Origin of the sequence: Pedobacter zeaxanthinifaciens (genome assembly GCF_003313335.1) — a bacterium.
Lineage (GTDB): Bacteria > Bacteroidota > Bacteroidia > Sphingobacteriales > Sphingobacteriaceae > Pedobacter > Pedobacter zeaxanthinifaciens.
In genome coordinates this window covers 95,646-111,604 of record NZ_QMHP01000011.1, presented here as the reverse complement: position 1 = coordinate 111,604, position 15,959 = coordinate 95,646, and the positions used below count along the sequence as shown (strand labels likewise).

General features: G+C 38.5%; 12 protein-coding genes. 9 read left to right on the top strand and 3 right to left on the bottom strand.

The window, feature by feature from the left end; genetic code table 11:
* The first annotated feature begins 4 nt into the window (after window positions 1-4).
* The 6 genes from DUT68_RS15820 (at window position 5) to DUT68_RS15795 (ending at window position 7,552) form a co-directional block, all read left to right on the top strand.
* On the top strand, window positions 5-1,438 hold the full coding sequence (locus DUT68_RS15820; RefSeq protein WP_113639191.1) for a RagB/SusD family nutrient uptake outer membrane protein: 1,434 nt from the start codon (window positions 5-7) through the stop codon (window positions 1,436-1,438).
* 16 nt (window positions 1,439-1,454) lie between these two features.
* Window positions 1,455-2,207, top strand: coding sequence for a DUF4843 domain-containing protein (locus DUT68_RS15815; protein ID WP_113639190.1), 753 nt, complete (start codon window positions 1,455-1,457; stop codon window positions 2,205-2,207).
* A gap of 22 nt (window positions 2,208-2,229) precedes the next feature.
* Entirely contained in the window at window positions 2,230-3,750 is a 1,521-nt protein-coding gene (locus DUT68_RS15810; RefSeq protein WP_113639189.1) for a PKD-like family lipoprotein, read from the top strand.
* 51 nt (window positions 3,751-3,801) lie between these two features.
* On the top strand, window positions 3,802-5,181 hold the full coding sequence (locus tag DUT68_RS15805) for a TlpA family protein disulfide reductase (protein WP_113639188.1): 1,380 nt from the start codon (window positions 3,802-3,804) through the stop codon (window positions 5,179-5,181).
* Between the two features lie 66 nt (window positions 5,182-5,247).
* Window positions 5,248-6,276 (top strand): retropepsin-like aspartic protease, encoded by a 1,029-nt coding sequence (locus DUT68_RS15800; protein WP_113639187.1) that lies wholly within the window; start codon window positions 5,248-5,250, stop codon window positions 6,274-6,276.
* A 136-nt stretch (window positions 6,277-6,412) separates the two neighbouring features.
* Entirely contained in the window at window positions 6,413-7,552 is a 1,140-nt protein-coding gene (locus DUT68_RS15795) for a thioredoxin family protein (protein WP_113639186.1), read from the top strand.
* A 160-nt stretch (window positions 7,553-7,712) separates the two neighbouring features.
* Here the strand turns inward: DUT68_RS15795 and DUT68_RS15790 are convergent, their stop codons facing one another.
* Both DUT68_RS15790 and DUT68_RS15785 read right to left on the bottom strand, forming a co-directional pair.
* Entirely contained in the window at window positions 7,713-8,474 is a 762-nt protein-coding gene (locus tag DUT68_RS15790; protein ID WP_113639185.1) for a hypothetical protein, read from the bottom strand.
* A complete protein-coding gene (locus DUT68_RS15785) occupies window positions 8,467-9,030 on the bottom strand; it encodes an RNA polymerase sigma factor (RefSeq protein WP_113639184.1) in 564 nt (187 codons plus the stop codon). The genes DUT68_RS15790 and DUT68_RS15785 overlap by 8 nt, the downstream gene beginning before the upstream one ends.
* A gap of 343 nt (window positions 9,031-9,373) precedes the next feature.
* Here DUT68_RS15785 and DUT68_RS15780 point away from each other — a divergent pair, with 343 nt between their 5' ends.
* Window positions 9,374-10,378, top strand: a complete 1,005-nt coding sequence (locus DUT68_RS15780; protein ID WP_237088357.1) for a hypothetical protein — start codon at window positions 9,374-9,376, stop codon at window positions 10,376-10,378.
* Window positions 10,379-10,623: 245 nt separating this feature from the next.
* Window positions 10,624-12,621 carry a DUF7849 domain-containing protein gene (locus DUT68_RS15775; RefSeq protein ID WP_113639183.1) on the top strand — a complete coding sequence of 666 codons (1,998 nt, stop codon included), beginning with the start codon at window positions 10,624-10,626 and terminating at the stop codon, window positions 12,619-12,621.
* 1 nt (window position 12,622) lies between these two features.
* Here the strand turns inward: DUT68_RS15775 and DUT68_RS15770 are convergent, their stop codons facing one another.
* Window positions 12,623-14,632 carry a thioredoxin domain-containing protein gene (locus tag DUT68_RS15770; RefSeq protein WP_113639182.1) on the bottom strand — a complete coding sequence of 670 codons (2,010 nt, stop codon included), beginning with the start codon at window positions 14,630-14,632 and terminating at the stop codon, window positions 12,623-12,625.
* 213 nt (window positions 14,633-14,845) lie between these two features.
* On the opposite strand from DUT68_RS15770, the gene DUT68_RS15765 reads away from it, so the two are divergent.
* Entirely contained in the window at window positions 14,846-15,943 is a 1,098-nt protein-coding gene (locus DUT68_RS15765; protein ID WP_113639181.1) for a mandelate racemase/muconate lactonizing enzyme family protein, read from the top strand.
* Window positions 15,944-15,959: the final 16 nt, after the last annotated feature.

Sequence of the window (15,959 nt, the reverse complement as noted above, 5' to 3'; positions counted from 1 at the left end):
AAACATGAAAAGAAATTATATCAAAATAATGGCGCTACTTATCGCTACCATTGGCATCTTGTCTTCTTGTAAAAAGTTTTTAGATGTTCAACCTGAAGATAAGGTATTGGAAACGCAGCTTTTTTCCACCAAACAAGGAATTAAAACAGTACTCAACGGGCTGTACATTAACTTGGCGGGCAACCAACTTTATGGCGATAATTTAACACTATCTACCATTGAGATTTTAGCACAGCGCTACAATGTGCCATCAACACATAGCTTAACTAAAATAGGCAGCTATGCGTACACCGATAATCCAACCCAATCAAGGTTAGAAAATATTTGGACCGGCGCCTATTCAACCATCCTTAACGTAAATACTTTTTTGGAAAACTTGAATAGGTATCCAGGTGTACTGGATGCTAAAACCGAAAAAATTTACCGAGGCGAAGCTACGGCAATGAGGGCTTTTTTACATTTTGATTTGTTGCGTTTATATGGCCCCAGGTACAGCACCGCTGACTCTACCAAAATGAGTTTGCCATATTACGAGACTCCACAGTCGAGTATTAACCCATTACTACCGGCCAACGGTTTTATTCAAAAAGTAATTGATGACCTGAATGCTGCAGAAAGCCTTTTAACTGAAGATGAAATTGTTACTACTGGAGTAAATATTGCGGCAGCAAATGCTTCGGTTGATTTTTTGAAAAACAACAGGAACTACAGGCTAAATTATTACGCCGTTAAGGCACTTAAAGCAAGGGTATTTTTATATCGTGGCGATAAAGTGAACGCCTTAAAATTTGCAAAGGAAGTAATTGCCGTTAGCAACGTTTTCCCATGGACCACTACGGCTAATGCTTTGAGCGAAAAGCAAAATCCAGACCGTGTATTTACCACAGAAATGATGTTTGGTATTACCAATACGCAATTGTATGCCCGTTATTTGGCACTTTTTGATCCGGGAGTTTCTGATGCGAACATTTTAGCGCCAATTACCGCCAGGTTAAATACAGTTTACGAAAGTAACGAGAACGATTATCGTTTTAATTTGAATTGGCAAATTCCAACTACGGGTGTTAAGGCGTACAAAACATTTTATAAGTATGCTGATATCATTGATAAAACCAAGACGTTCAGGTTTACAATTCCTCTGGTAAAAATTAGTGAAGTTTATTTTATAGCCGCTGAAAGCGAACCCGTAGCCGCTGATGGTATTGCGTATCTCAATACGGTAAGAGCTAACAGAGGATTAACCGCTTTAGCCACTACTGTAAACGTGAATACAGAACTTCAAAAAGAGTATCAGAAGGAATTTTTTGGAGAAGGACAGCTTTTCTACTACTACAAACGTAGAAATATCACGTCTGTACCAAACGGATCAGCTGCAAGTGGCAACATCACCATCAACTTTGCGGTGCCAATGCCGCTTTCAGAATCACTTTATCGTTAACCAAAACCTTAAAATAATGAACAAATTAATTTTAAATATTTTGGGATTGGTAGCATTGGGCATTTTGTTCGGCTGCGAAAAAGAACTCAACAAATACGAAGGCAAACCAACCGTATATTTTTACGATGCTGGGAAAACTCCTGCTTTCAATGGCGATAATCCCAAAGATTCTACCATCATGTCTTTCAGTTTGGCCAAAGCGCAAGACTCTATCGTAAACATGGTAATTAGTGTTACTGGTGCCAAATCGGATGTTGATAGGCCCTATAAATTAGTTATCAATCCTAAATCTGATGTAGTTGCAGGTAGCCACTACGAAATACTCAACTCCAATTTCGTCATCAAAAAAAATCGATTGGCTGATACCGTGAAAATCAAGTTTTTTAGGCGTACCGAAATGCAAACCAAAACCTATCTCTTAAACTTCGACTTGGAAGAAAATGAAAATTTTTCACCAGAAATGAAGTATCGTACAATAAGCAACCGACAGGTATCCTTAGTTAGTTATCGTTGGTTTGTAAACGATATCATTAAAAAACCAGGTAGATGGTTGGATGGCTATTTTGGAACTTTCACGCGTAAAAAGTTGCTGTTAATGGCCGAGGTATTGGGGATTGAACCCGCTTATCTGGACGCATCCGTATCGATAGCTGAAAGTACAGCTTACGGCAAATTCATGCAGCGTTACCTTAATGAACAAAAAGCGGCAGGGAAAACGGTGTATGAAGATGATGGCTCAGAAATGATGATGGGCGTATCAGTACAATAAGTTAAACCTTACAATTAAAGTTATGAAACTGAAAATATATCATTTGTTTTTATTGATGCTTTGTGTTTTTACAGTAATATCCTGCAAGAAAGACATCGGTAACTACGATTATGTGGCAATAAACGAACTTCAAGAAATTAATGGCTTACCCGCCGAAGTAGCAGCGGTTTACGGCAAAGCCATAAAAGTTGTACCTGAGGTTAAGTTTACGCTGGACCCAAATTTCGATGAAAGCAAATACACTTTCGAATGGACCTATATTGGACCAAATGGCTTAGGTGGCCAAAAGCTATTTACTTTGGCCAAAACAAAAAACCTCGACTTGGTGATGCAAGTAGTTGCAGGAACCTATCAGGCGTTCTATGCCATTACGGATAAGGGAACTGGAGTGAAATATTCCAACAAATTCACGCTAAAAGTAGTGAACGAAATTAACGAAGGCTGGATCATGATGAACGAAGCTAACGGTAAAGCTCGTGTGGATATGCTATCCTTAAATGCTAATAATGGGTTCGATTTGGTAATTGATTTATTAGCCACTACTGGCTCTGCACTGAAACTGGAAGGCAAACCCGTAATGACTTACACTTATAGTACTGGTTTATTGATAGGACCCGATGCCATTAGCTACGGCTTGTATTTTGGAACAGATCAAGGCACTACCAAGGTTGATCCTAATAGCTTCAAATGGACTAAAACCATGGGACTAACCTATGAAATGTTTGGCGATGTGCCGCAGGGTTTCTATGCTGATGTGATTCAACAAAGGAGTGGTAATGCCTCGTACATGATTGGGAAAAACAACGCTTATTATTACGAAAGGACGCAGAACATCTACTACTCGGCACCGATCAATTATATCAACGCAGAGCAAAAAGCCTTTGATGTAGCTCCATTTATTGCGGGTAACCATACCTCATCAACGGGAGTTACCATATTTTACGATAAAACCAACAGACGCTTTGTTAGGCACAGCGGAACTGCGGCTACCAGCACTACCCTACCTGACCCTACAGGCACGCAGAAACTATTCAGCTTTAGCACAGGAATGGATTTGGTTTACATGCGTTGGGTTTCTTTTAATGGTGGCGAAGTGTTCGCTGTTTTAAAAGACCCAGCTAATGGAAAAAGGTACTTAGCTCGATTTAATCCTGCTAACAACGCACAATCTTATTATGCGGAAATTACAGCAACAGATTTTACCAATGCAGAGTTTTATGCCGTAAGCCCGGAGTTTGGTTACATTTTTTACGTAGTAGGATCAAAATTATACCAGTACGATATGGTGTATAAAACCACTAAACTAATGGTTGATTTTGGCAGTAAAAAAGTGTCTTATCTTAACTTTTACGAGTTTAAAACTACTTCTAAGTATAAAGATGGCAACAAGCTTATGGTAGGCTTTTACGATGCAACAAAAAGCGATGGTACCGAAGGCAGCCTAAATATTTACACCGTGCCTAGTTTAAACGGAGAGCTAGTTTTAGATAAATCGTACACAGGTTTTGGACGAATCAAGAGCCTAACTTACAGAGAAAGATAATCAAATAACCTTACCTGCTAGCATGCCTAGCAGGTAATAAACACCACACAAATGAATTTTAAATTTATTTTAAACACCGCATTAGCTTTTGCTTTTGCCGGTACTTTACACGCTCAAGCGCCAGTAGAAATTAAAGGTGCGCTAAACACAAGCTATCCAAAGCAGGTAAAACTCTTTAAAGTGGTAGAAGGCAAAACAGTAGAAATTGCCAATGCATCACCACAAAAAAAGAAGTTCGGTTTTCTGTTTTATCCAGAGTATGAGGGCATTTACGTAGTTGGAACTGGCAATGAGCTTTCGCCAAATGACAATCATCTATTTTATTTTAAAGGCGGCGAACAACTCGACATTACTTTAAGCGACACCTCTTATACCTTAAATGGAAAGCTCAATTCAAAAGAAAATATTGTGCTGAAACAATGGAAAGATTTAACTAACCCGCTTTATCAAAAGGCCATTAATTTCATGAAGGTACAAAGCACTTTTATGGATTATTTCCCGCAACAGGAAAGCATTGTAGCTAAATCAAAAACGTTTTTAAACGGCAAAGCTACTGGCAATCCAAAGTTTGACAAACAGATCAAAGACATCATGCAGTTGGATTTGATCAGCTATGCTACCAATTTCATCAATACGCCACGTTCAGCACACCCAAGTTTAGATGAGTATAGTGATTTTTACGGCACAATTAAAGCAAATGAAATAGCGAAAACCACCCACAAAGTTTATAACTACCCTTACGGATTGCGCACACTTACTGCATTAATCAGCATCAATATGCGCCAGGATAAAAAAGCCTACAAACCAGCCGCAGAAGGCTTAGCGCTATTTGCATCTTATGTTCCTAACGATACGTTAAAAGGAGATTTGGTGCTTGAAAACCTAGCTCGCTACAAAAGCTATGATGATTTTAAGGCTATTACAAATCAGTTTGGAAAGTATATCGTAACTAAATCTCAACAGGAAAAAGAAAATTCCCTTCTATCACCACTGCTAACTTACAAACCCGGGACCGATGGTTTACAATTTGCCTATGCTGATAAAGATGGGAAGCAGGTTTCTTTTGCTAGTTTAAAGGGCAAAGTTGTTTTGGTTGATGTTTGGGCTACATGGTGTGGTCCTTGCAGGGCCGAATTTCCTCACTTAAAGCAATTGGAAAAAGATATGGAAGGCCAGCCGGTTCAAATTGTAAGCATTTCTACAGATGCTGATAAAGACAAAGAGAAGTGGCTAAAAATGATCAAAGACGAAGGTTTGGGAGGCATGCAACTTTATGCCGGTCAAAGCAACGAATTTTCGAAGTACTATAAAGTGAATACCATTCCTCGCTTTTTAGTGTTCGATAAAAACGGCAAAATAGTTAATGTTGATGCTCCTCGTCCATCCAACCCTAAATTAAAAGAACTTTTACTGGCCGAAGCCGCTAAATAACATTTTAACTACAAAGCCTTACGAAATTCGTAAGGCTTACACCTTCACCCACAACATATCTTTATAATGAAAGTGCTAAAAAACATGCACCTAGCCATTGCTTTGCTCTTATTTTTTGCCAACGCAAAGGCACAACAAGCTGTAACAACCATTCCATTTGAAATGGTACATGGCGCTATTGTGTTAAAAGTTAAAATTAATAACAGTAACAAAATTTTAAGGTTACTTTTTGATACCGGAGCTGATGGGATGGCACTGAGCAAGCAACTTGCTGATACAATTGGCCTGAAGGTAACAAGAAGCAACAACGCTTCAGTAGTTGGCGGCCACATGCAAATCAACGTTTCCGATGGTAACGAGGTGCACTTTGAAAATGGCTTTGCGCTACAAAATCAAGGCATTGCTATTTTTCCACAAATGGATAAAGGCTTGGATGGCATTATTGGCAACACCATGACGAAGCGGTATGTCACTAAAATTGACTTCAACAACAATCAACTTTCCCTATACGAATTTGATGGATACACTTACGAAAAAGGCGGTACCATCGTTCCAATTACTGTTCCGGCAGGCTTGTTTATCATTCCAGGAAATGTAGAAATTGTTGCAGGTAAAACCTATGCCGGAAACTTCGTATTCGATACAGGAGCATCTTACAACCTCATTTGTTTTAGGCCATTTGTACGCCAAAACAAACTGTTAATCAGCGGATTTCAATCAGAATACCAAGCTTCAACCGTGAGCATGGGCATTGCCTCTCCTACTTTTAATGGTAACGCCAACAGCTTCTCATTTGCTAACACCGCAGCCATCAAAAATATGCCTATTACCTTAATGGCGGGCGGTGGACAAAACGAAAGTTGGAACCCTGGCTTTGATGGGTCCATTGGCATGGGGATCATTTCTCGTTACAATTTTACCATCAACCGTAAAAGAAACGAAATCTATCTTTTACCCAACCACACGTACAATTATCCAATGCATTTCTCCCTACACAATTATTTGCTTGGGTTTAACCTAAAAGGCGAATTGGAAGTACAAAGCATCATTAACACGGCAATCCAGAAAGCATTATACCAAAAGGTGCTCGAATAACCAGTATTAATGACATTGACAGTCAGCAGCTACTTAAAAACCCTAAAAAAATTGAAGAGTTTAAAAAACTACCAAAGGATAAAGTGTGGTTCAAAATCATTTATCCCTAAACTCAAATCTCATTAACTCAAAAAAAATGAAAAAGCTAACCATAATTTTAATTGCACTGCTCACAAGTCAGCTTTGTTTTGCGCAAATCGAATTAGACAAAGCACTAATAAAGGCAAAAAAGGAAAACAAACTAGTTTTTGTTGACACCTACTTTACGGGCTGTATTCCCTGCGAACAAATGGACAGAGAAGTATTTCCGAATACGGCAGTAAGTAAAACTTTAGCGAAAAACTTCGTGATGTTGAAGGTAAATGTTTTTACCGAAAAGCTGGGTGATACCATTAAAACGCAGCACATACTCAATGGCTTTCCAACTTTTTTGGTGCTAAATGGCGCTGGAAATCTGGTGGCATCCGTAGCTGGATTTAAAGATCCTGGAGACTTGATTACGTTCTTAAATTTCGCAAAATCAAAAGCTGATAAAGGGTTAATTCATGCAGGTTATTCGGCAACATATAACGAAAAAAACTATCCTGCCTTTTATGTAGAATTTGCTAAAACACGCAAAGGCATTAATGCTGCTAATTTGAAGGAATACAGCGATGCGCTTAAAGACTTTAAAGCTACCAATAGCTTGCTGCCATTTTTAATTGCTAGAAGCACCAATGAAAAAGTTTCAGAACAAATTTTAAAGGATTACGATACTTACGCTAGCTTATACGGCGAAGAAGTTTTACAGCCTGTGGTTGATAAAGCGCTGCTATCAAAGTTGCAGGCAAATGTCAATTCATCTAGTTCCAACAATGATTTTGAAACATTCCTATCTAGTTACAAAAGAAAATTCCCTGCCGATAGATGGAAAATTAACCTGCAAACTTTAGGCAGCAAGTTTTATTTAGAGATGAAAAAGGACACTGCCGCTTACCTTGGTTTTGCCATTAAAAACCCGGTATTGTATCAATATCATTTTACGGCATTGGCAAACACTATGATAGCGAAGAAACAGTTGAATGGTGCTATGGGCACACTGCTATTGCAATGGGCCAATGCCATTGTGGATGAAAACAGCAGCATGGAAATCATTAAAAATGCAGCTTCATTAAACAAACAACTTGGCAATAACTTAGGCTATCAAAAAATGATGCAGTTGGCCATTAACCGAGCAAAAAAATATGAAATGCCTTATCAGGAACTGGAAGCCAGCTTAAAAGCCGCCTCCAAATAAAAAACAGCTATGGATGTAGCTGATAAATTTAGGATTAATTAATAAGTTAAAGGGGTTTGTTTCAAAAGCACTAACTTTTTTCAAGACACCAAGCGTACCGCCCAATAAGCAAAAATGCTCCACTTGAGCAAAGCGATGGCTTTTGAAGCAGCCCTTTTTATTATAATTTTTTTAACAGTTCTTGCGCTTTATCGTATTGTACAGCACCATTCGATACTTTCTCTAGCCAAAACTTAGCGTCTGTTTTTTTATTTTCTTTCAGATAACTCATTGCCATGGCGTAGGCGGCATCATTTTTATAAACCGACTGCCCTTTGAATAAATCTTCCAACAACAACCTTCCCTTAGCCGTTTCATTAGTTTGTAATAAGCTAACGGCAAAATAAAAAGCAATCATCGCATTTTTATTGTCGGCAGCATGTAGCTTTGCCAATAAAGGCTTTGCTTCAGTATATTTTTGTGCATTAAACAAACTTGCAGCTTGATCTAATTCATTTTGGGCAGCACCGCGTTCAGTTACCGACATGCTTGGTACAATTTGGTACTGTTGGTATAAATCAGCTTTCCAAGGCGACCAAACCAACAAACCTACCAATAATATTGCCGCAGCGCCAGATAACCAACGCAGATAAGGCTTAAATTTCACCGTTTTTTGAGATGGAGCAACAGGTGCCGGTTGATCTACAATGGCATCGTCTGCAAAATACACTTCGTTTAAATTTTGAATACCTGCCACCAATGCATTACGCTCATCATCGTAATCCATAAACATAATTAAGCTGCCATGAGCATCATGGTAATCAAGCAAATAGGCTTTCAGCTCTTTATCATACCTCAACAGGTTTTCATACTCCAAACGCTCTTCCTCGCTTAAATCACCCTCAGCGTATCTGGCAGTCCATAAAATTTTATCCTCAGTCATTTTTCTTATCAATTAATTTAACCAAGCTCGCCATACATTCCGATTTCTTTTTCCGCAAATATCCGTAAGTTACGCCCAAAGCCTCCGCTACTTTCTCTTGCGCATCGCCTTTTAAACTCCATCTAATAATTTCCTTACAGCGTTCCCCTAATTTTTCAAAAGCAGCTAAAAATAAGGCAGCCCTTTCCTTTTGTTGCTCCAACATTTCCGCAGCTGCAAATGTATCTTCGCCAATATGTAATAAATCATCGGTATTATTTGTTACCGGGCTAACCGCTCTTTTTTTTAGTTCGTTAAGCCATTTCCTTTTACAAACTAACAATAAAAATGGCTCAAAAGGACAGGTGAGCTGTAAATCTTTATACTTAGCTTGATTGTAAATATCTACCAAGGCTTCCTGAAAAATATCAGCGGCATCAGCAGCTGTACCATTATTAAACAGTACAAACGACTTTATCTTGGCAGCACATTTCTTATAAATTTCATTAACCAAAACCGTGTCGTTATTTAATAGCGCAGCTACATAACGTTGATCTTCATGCACTTTCTTGGTCATTCCATTTTCCTTTATCTAAAAGTAAAACTAATTAAGGAAAGTTAAAAACTTTGATTTAATAATTGAAACAGGAAAATATCCAAATAGCTAACCGAAACAAAAGCAGCCTACAACATGGACCTTGTAAACTTGTTTAGCCGAATGTAAAGCGGCATCAACCCTGAGCAACCAGCTTAATCAAAAAAAATAAACAACTGATAATCAACAACAAAAACATCTCCTTAAAAAAAATAAAAAAAGGGAGGTAACATTTTTTAGTTGGCCTTGATATATAACAAAAGCGATTACAAGGCGGTTGCTGAAAAGCCAAAAAAGAGTAAGCTCAACTAAAAAATAAAACATTATGAAAACTTTAACTTTGAAAAATACGTTTGCCAACAAACTTATTAAAGCACTTTATGGCTTAGCATTTCTTTTAACTATTAGCGCATTGTTACAGGCCTGCAAAAAAGATAGCAACAATAGAAACTTGGCCTATAGCGCAAAAGAATTTGCCGCACTTTATGGTCCACAAGCAGAGCGAATAGAAATTAATGCCGGCGTTTCCAATAACATTACGTTAAAAGGAGGAACAAAAATCACCATTCCTGCAGGTGCATTTAAAATGAACGGAAATGTGGTAACAGGAAATGTGGTAATTACAGCCGGAGAATTTTTAAAAAGAAGTCAGGTTTTGTTTAGTGGCACAAATACCAACCACATTAGCGGTGCACCACTGGAATCGGATGGATTTATATTTCTTAATGCCGCTGTTAACGGAACAAATGTGGATAAACAGCTAGCCGTAAATATTCAAATTACACTTCCAACAAATAATACCAGAGCTACGCAAATTTGGGAAGGCGTAGAAAAGGTAGATAATGCCAATCAAATGGCATGGCAAGCACCTGCTCAAAATGCAAATGGTGTGGGTATCAAACGCGAAAGCAATCCAGTAGCAGGGTTTTATAACTTCGAAATGGGCAACTTAGGCTGGATCAACTGCGATGTATTTTACAGTTACAACAATCCTAAAACCACCACTAAAGTAACCGTTGCCAACAACCCAGGAAGCTTTGCCACGTTTATGGGCTTTACTGGCGAAACTTTTGTATTCTTTTGTGCAAAAGGCAGTAACGTAGTAGCACAATTGTACAACACTGATGGTCCAAATACGGTGAAAAGCTATGACAATATGATGCCAGTTGGTGTGCAGGGAAAATACATTTCATTTTCAATTAAAGATGGTAAATATTATTATGCAGAACTGGAAACTACCATTACTGCCAACCAACAAGTTACATTAACCTTAAGCGAAACTAGCGAGGCCGGCATACAGCAAGTCATCACCTCACTAAATAATTATTAATATATCCCAATTTAACAAAAGCTTTGTTCACTCGTGTTGCTAATTCAGCATCACGAGTGCGAAGTTTTAGGACCATTTAATTTCTTTAATTATTAGAAACTAGTTAAATTTTTGTTGATTAACATACAAGTGTTATGTTGATCTTGTCGAAACCTTCTTTAACAAGTAGTCTTCGACAAGCTCAGACTGACAAGTAAAAAAGTTTAACTGAAATTTAAACAGTTTCTTAGTATATTTATTTAGCCATGAAGAAATATTGTACTTTGCTGTTATGCTTTTGCTCGTTTATTCCGTTGCTTGCACAGGTTATACCAAGCGACACGGTACCTGCTATTATACAGTATAAAACAGAGAATGGCATAACTAAATTTACGAGTGAATTAAGGCCATTGCGTCCTATTGCCGGTGCGCCTGCGCCATTTTATACCTACTTCTGGGAATTTGGCGATGGCAATTTCAGCTTCGAAGAAAACCCAAGTCACATTTACACTACGCGTAGAGATTCCATATTGGTTAGGCTTTTTGCTACTAATAATTATGACGATGGTAAACGCCCACCAACCCGTCCAAAACCGATTGTTAGACCACCAACTTTACCAAAACCCGCTGTAACTAAGCCCATGCTGGCTTCCAACTATAACTTGTTTAAGATGGGCGGCAATATAGAGATGAAAACCAATTGCATGCCTAAGCCTGGCGATGAAATGATGTTGGTTTTTGGGTACAGAAATAAACCTGAAAACGGGCAACAACAGCTAAACGGCACCATTGCTATCATGTACAACGATGTGGAGTTTAACAAAAATAATTTTGAACTTGTTGCTACCAGAACCTACAATAACGAGAAAACTGCCGATTTAAAACCCTTGCTCAGCAGTGCATTGTATCGCCAAAGCAAAAACCCGGTATATTACGCCTCTTTAGATCATGAAACCTATCCTACATTAGAAAAAGTACTCCTTAAAGATCAAGCCAAAGCTTTTAAAAATCAACAAAGTTGGAAGTTTAGCGATTTACAGCAAAACGAAGAACGCTTTGTGTTTATGCAGTTTAAAACTACGCCCGAAATGTTGAAAGACACCAACGCCGTAGTTCGAATTTCGGGAGCTTTTATCCCAGACAATCCATTGGTTGAAACTGAGTTTTTTACGCTTGAACTGCAAATAGTTGCTTCGCATGACCCAAATAAAATGGTGTTACGAAAAACAAGAATGAATTACAGGTTAACTGGAAAAAAAAGGGAGATGAGCTACAAAGTGCGCTTCCAAAACACTGGTAAAGGTCCGGCCAAAAAGATAGATGTGGGCGTGAACATTGCCGAAGTATTTGATGCCAGCACTATCAAAGTGGTGAAAACAAAACCCGAAGTAATTACCTGCGACTCGGTCTACACTGGGCAAAGTTGTTTAAAAACTTTCGTAAAGGCAGATAGTGTACACTTTGTTTTTTCAAATGTGTATTTACCTGGCACCCAGCAAAAAGGTATTAATGATGCCGATTCCACCCAGGGTTTTGTAGAATATAAAATTAGGTTTAAAGAGAAACCACCCAAATTACCCATAAAAAGTGGTGCGGCAATTGTATTTGATAAGAACGAACCCATTTACACCAATAACGCCACAGGAAGATTTAAAATGGGACTTTCACCAGGTATAGTTGTAGGTTATGGCTTCCCATTTGAAACCAATAAAAACGAATATGTAAGCCAAAAAAATATTGTTTTAGGCGCCACTTTATCCCCTTATGCTTCTCATAGGTATTATTGGCAAGTAGAACTTTACGTTAATTCTTTTAAGGAAAGCAGTGTTATTATGCCGCTTGAAACAGGAATACGAAAGGATACGGTTATTAACAACAACGCTTATCAAATTTTAGATAAACAGGCCTACAATAGGATTAAAGTGGCAACTATCAACGCTGTTCCGGCACAAATGCGTTATAACCTCAACAAATATGTAGGTTTGGGAATCGGTGCTTTGATAGGCGTAGATATTTACAATAGAACTATTCCCGAACTACGCTACAAACTTAGAACAGTTAGTGCAAACGGCGTAGTTACCGATATCGATTTTAATAGAGATTTAGCACAGGTAAAAGAAAGTTTCTCGGAAATAAGAACTTCCTTTTTCGGCGATATCCAACTGGGTTTGGTACGAGTTGGCCCAGCTATTGGCTTCAGGTACCTTTACGATCCTAAAACCAATTCCAACAATATGGCCACCTATTTAAGCTGGAAATTTTAATTTACGAGATGTGCGTAAATGCTTCGTCAATGGTTGCAACCGGCAACTGACAGGTTTTATTCTTGCACACGTAAATCTTCGTTTCTTCACTTTGCTTATACTCCAACAGGGGTAAGCTGCTTTTTAATCCAGCTAAATAAATTTTGTTTGGAATGTAATGCTCGTCGAAATTGCGCTTTACCAATCTAAAATCATTTCCCGTAATGGCAATTTCATTGATGCCATACACCTCATTAAGCAACTGTATGCTCCAATTGGAATATGCCGATCCGTAAGATTTTATTCTAGGCTGCACTGCTTTCAACATCATTAAGGCGGTGTTAAGGTAATTATCATTATCAAACAATAAACCTAAGCGATGCAGATTTTGTGCCATTACCGAATTAGATGCAGGAATCACATTATCCATCACTTCATGCTTTCGAGCAATCAAGTGTTCGCCTTTGTTAGAAGTATAAAATAGCATGTTATTTTGCTCATCTGAAAAATTTGCCAATACGTAATCAGTAAGTTCCTTAGCTTCGTTTAGCCAAGCTTCATTAAAATCTACTTCATAAAGTGCTAGCAAAGCTTCAATCATAAAAGCGTAGTCGTCCAAAAATCCGTGGATACTCGCTTTGCCGTTTTTGTAATTACGATACAGTCCCCCATCATCATCCATTAAGTGATTTAGGATAAAATTTGCTGCTGTTTTAGCTTTTTCATAATAGTTTTCATCAGCTAAAGCTTGTGCAGCATCGGCAAGGCCTTTGATCATTTGAGCATTCCATGCGGTCAGGCACTTGTCGTCCAAACCCGGTCTAATTCTTTTACTCCTTGCCGCAAGCAACTTATTTTTTGCTGTTTCAATAATATCGTCAAATGTGGCTTTAGCTAAACCATGTTCGGCCATTAAAGTCTCATCATTATGCAAACGGCGTAGCACATTTACCTTCTCTTCTTCCCAATTCCCTTCTTCAGTTACATCAAAATATGCCCTTAGCAAATTGTGATGTTCGCCAACTACACTATCAAATTCCGCTGCTGTCCATACATAAAACTTCCCTTCTACGCCTTCACTATCGGCATCCAATGCAGCGTAAAACAACCCCTCTGGTGAAGTCATTTCCCTATCAATCCAGTTAATGGTTTCCCTAACCACCTCAGCATACGGTTCCAACTTCAAACACTGATAAGCTTCGGCATATAAACTCACCAACTGTGCATTATCGTAAAGCATCTTCTCAAAATGTGGCACATGCCATCTATTATCCACCGAATATCTTGCAAAGCCTCCGCCAATTTGATCGTAAATACCACCAGTAGCCATTGCTTCCAAGGTGGTCATCACCTGCATCATTACACTCTGATCATTGCTTAAATGACCATATCTCAATAAAAAAGTCCAATTATTAGGAAGCGGAAATTTAGGTGCCCTATTGTAGCCACCTTCAATGGCATCAAACTGTCGTTTCCAAGGCTGCACTATTTCCTCTAAGTGCTGCTGGTTAAAGGTAAGTTCGTCATCTGCTACTTCTATCAGCTCTGCTTGCTGCAAGCCTTCAGTGAGTCTATCCGCGTATCTCAGCGCTTTTTCCGGTTCCTTTTCCCATAAATTAGCCAAATTAAGCAGGATATTGATCCAATCGGCTTTTCTAAAATAGGTCCCACCGTAAACCGGACGTTGATCAGGCAAACAAATTGCGTTTAATGGCCAGCCTCCATTCCCATTCATCAATTGAACCGCCATCATATAAATCTGGTCAATATCAGGGCGTTCTTCTCTATCTACTTTGATGCAAACAAAATGCTTATTCATTACTTCTGCAACTTCATGGCTTTCAAAGCTTTCATGTTCCATTACGTGGCACCAATGGCAAGCAGAATAGCCTACACTCACAATAATCAACTTATTTTCTGCTTTAGCTTTTTGTAGCGATGATCCATTCCACTCATGCCATTCCACAGGATTATAGGCGTGCTGTAAAAGGTATGGCGATGAAGCATGTATAAGGTTATTGGCTTGTTGCATGATATTGTTTTTTGAATAATAGAGAAGATTTAAGCTAAGGCTTAGCTCGTAAAATTATAAATTATCTACAAAGCTGCTTCTATTTAGTTTTTGTTTTTTATACTTTAGTTGCAAATGTTTAACACATGGATTTATTGCGAAATCAGGTTTGAAATGGAAGAATAAATTTATTGGAAAAAATATCACTCAATTAATACATAGAAGCTCAATATCATGATCATTACCCACACCGAAATTTACCGTTTTAGTATTCCTATGGAACCTTTTGTAATTGCAACCGGCACTATGCATTTTGCCCAAAATGTATTAGTAAGGATTTTTACCGATGCAGGAATTCATGGTAGCGGTGAGTGCTCTGCTTTTCCAATGATTGTTGGCGAAACACAAGAAACCTGTTTGGCAATGGCTAAGGATTTTGCTCAAATTTTAAAAGGCAAAGATCCCCTAGATATTCCGGCTCGGATGGACGATTTATTGGGCTATGCGGCTCATAATCCAACTGTTAAAAGCGCTTTCGACATGGCTTTATTTGATATTGCTTCGAAAAATGCCGGACAGCCGCTTTATCAGTTTTTAGGCGGCCAAAAGCGCATTATAGAAACGGATATGACTTTGGGAATTGGAACGCCTGAAGCCATGGCAGCAAAAGCAAAAGAACATGTAGCTAACGGCTGTAATATCATCAAAATAAAATTAGGAAAGAAAGTACACGAAGACATTGACCGTGTAGCGGCAATTAGAAAGGCAGTAGGCAATCAAATTACACTTCGTTTAGATGCCAACCAAGGCTGGAGCTTTGACGATGCACTTTTTGCGTTAACTGAACTGGAAAAGTTTGATATTGAATTTTGTGAACAACCGATGCGCACTTGGTTCGACGATAAGTTACCAGAGCTGAACACCAATTCGCCTATCAAGTTAATGGCTGATGAAAGTTGCTATAATCATCATGATGCTAGAAAATTAATCAACTCAAAATCCACTACTTTTTTGAATATCAAGTTTGCGAAATCAGGTGGGATTTTAGAAGCCCAAAAAATACATGAAATAGCGCTACAAAGCGGTGTAAAGTGTATGATTGGTAGCATGCTTGAAAGTCGCTTAGCACTAACTGCTAATTTGCATTTTGCCCTAGCCAGTCCAAATGTGGTTTATTTTGATTTGGATACCTGCCTTTTAGGCCATTTGGTTGACCCAGTAGCTGGTGGACTTACCTATGAAGGATTTATGTTGGATGTACCCGATACTCCAGGCATAGGTGCTGAGGCTGATGAGTTCTTTTTAGAAAAATGCGAGAGCTGGAAGGTGTAACAAGATAATCTACGAA

What these genes read in the sequence shown, in the direction of transcription:
- DUT68_RS15820 (WP_113639191.1), top strand. Translation starts at nt 5, where the DNA reads ATGAAAAGAAATTATATCAAAATAATGGCGCTACTTATCGCTACCATT.
- DUT68_RS15815 (WP_113639190.1), top strand. Translation starts at nt 1,455, where the DNA reads ATGAACAAATTAATTTTAAATATTTTGGGATTGGTAGCATTGGGCATT.
- DUT68_RS15810 (WP_113639189.1), top strand. Translation starts at nt 2,230, where the DNA reads ATGAAACTGAAAATATATCATTTGTTTTTATTGATGCTTTGTGTTTTT.
- DUT68_RS15805 (WP_113639188.1), top strand. Translation starts at nt 3,802, where the DNA reads ATGAATTTTAAATTTATTTTAAACACCGCATTAGCTTTTGCTTTTGCC.
- DUT68_RS15800 (WP_113639187.1), top strand. Translation starts at nt 5,248, where the DNA reads ATGAAAGTGCTAAAAAACATGCACCTAGCCATTGCTTTGCTCTTATTT.
- DUT68_RS15795 (WP_113639186.1), top strand. Translation starts at nt 6,413, where the DNA reads ATGAAAAAGCTAACCATAATTTTAATTGCACTGCTCACAAGTCAGCTT.
- DUT68_RS15790 (WP_113639185.1), bottom strand. Translation starts at nt 8,474, where the DNA reads ATGACTGAGGATAAAATTTTATGGACTGCCAGATACGCTGAGGGTGAT.
- DUT68_RS15785 (WP_113639184.1), bottom strand. Translation starts at nt 9,030, where the DNA reads ATGACCAAGAAAGTGCATGAAGATCAACGTTATGTAGCTGCGCTATTA.
- DUT68_RS15780 (WP_237088357.1), top strand. Translation starts at nt 9,374, where the DNA reads ATGAAAACTTTAACTTTGAAAAATACGTTTGCCAACAAACTTATTAAA.
- DUT68_RS15775 (WP_113639183.1), top strand. Translation starts at nt 10,624, where the DNA reads ATGAAGAAATATTGTACTTTGCTGTTATGCTTTTGCTCGTTTATTCCG.
- DUT68_RS15770 (WP_113639182.1), bottom strand. Translation starts at nt 14,632, where the DNA reads ATGCAACAAGCCAATAACCTTATACATGCTTCATCGCCATACCTTTTA.
- DUT68_RS15765 (WP_113639181.1), top strand. Translation starts at nt 14,846, where the DNA reads ATGATCATTACCCACACCGAAATTTACCGTTTTAGTATTCCTATGGAA.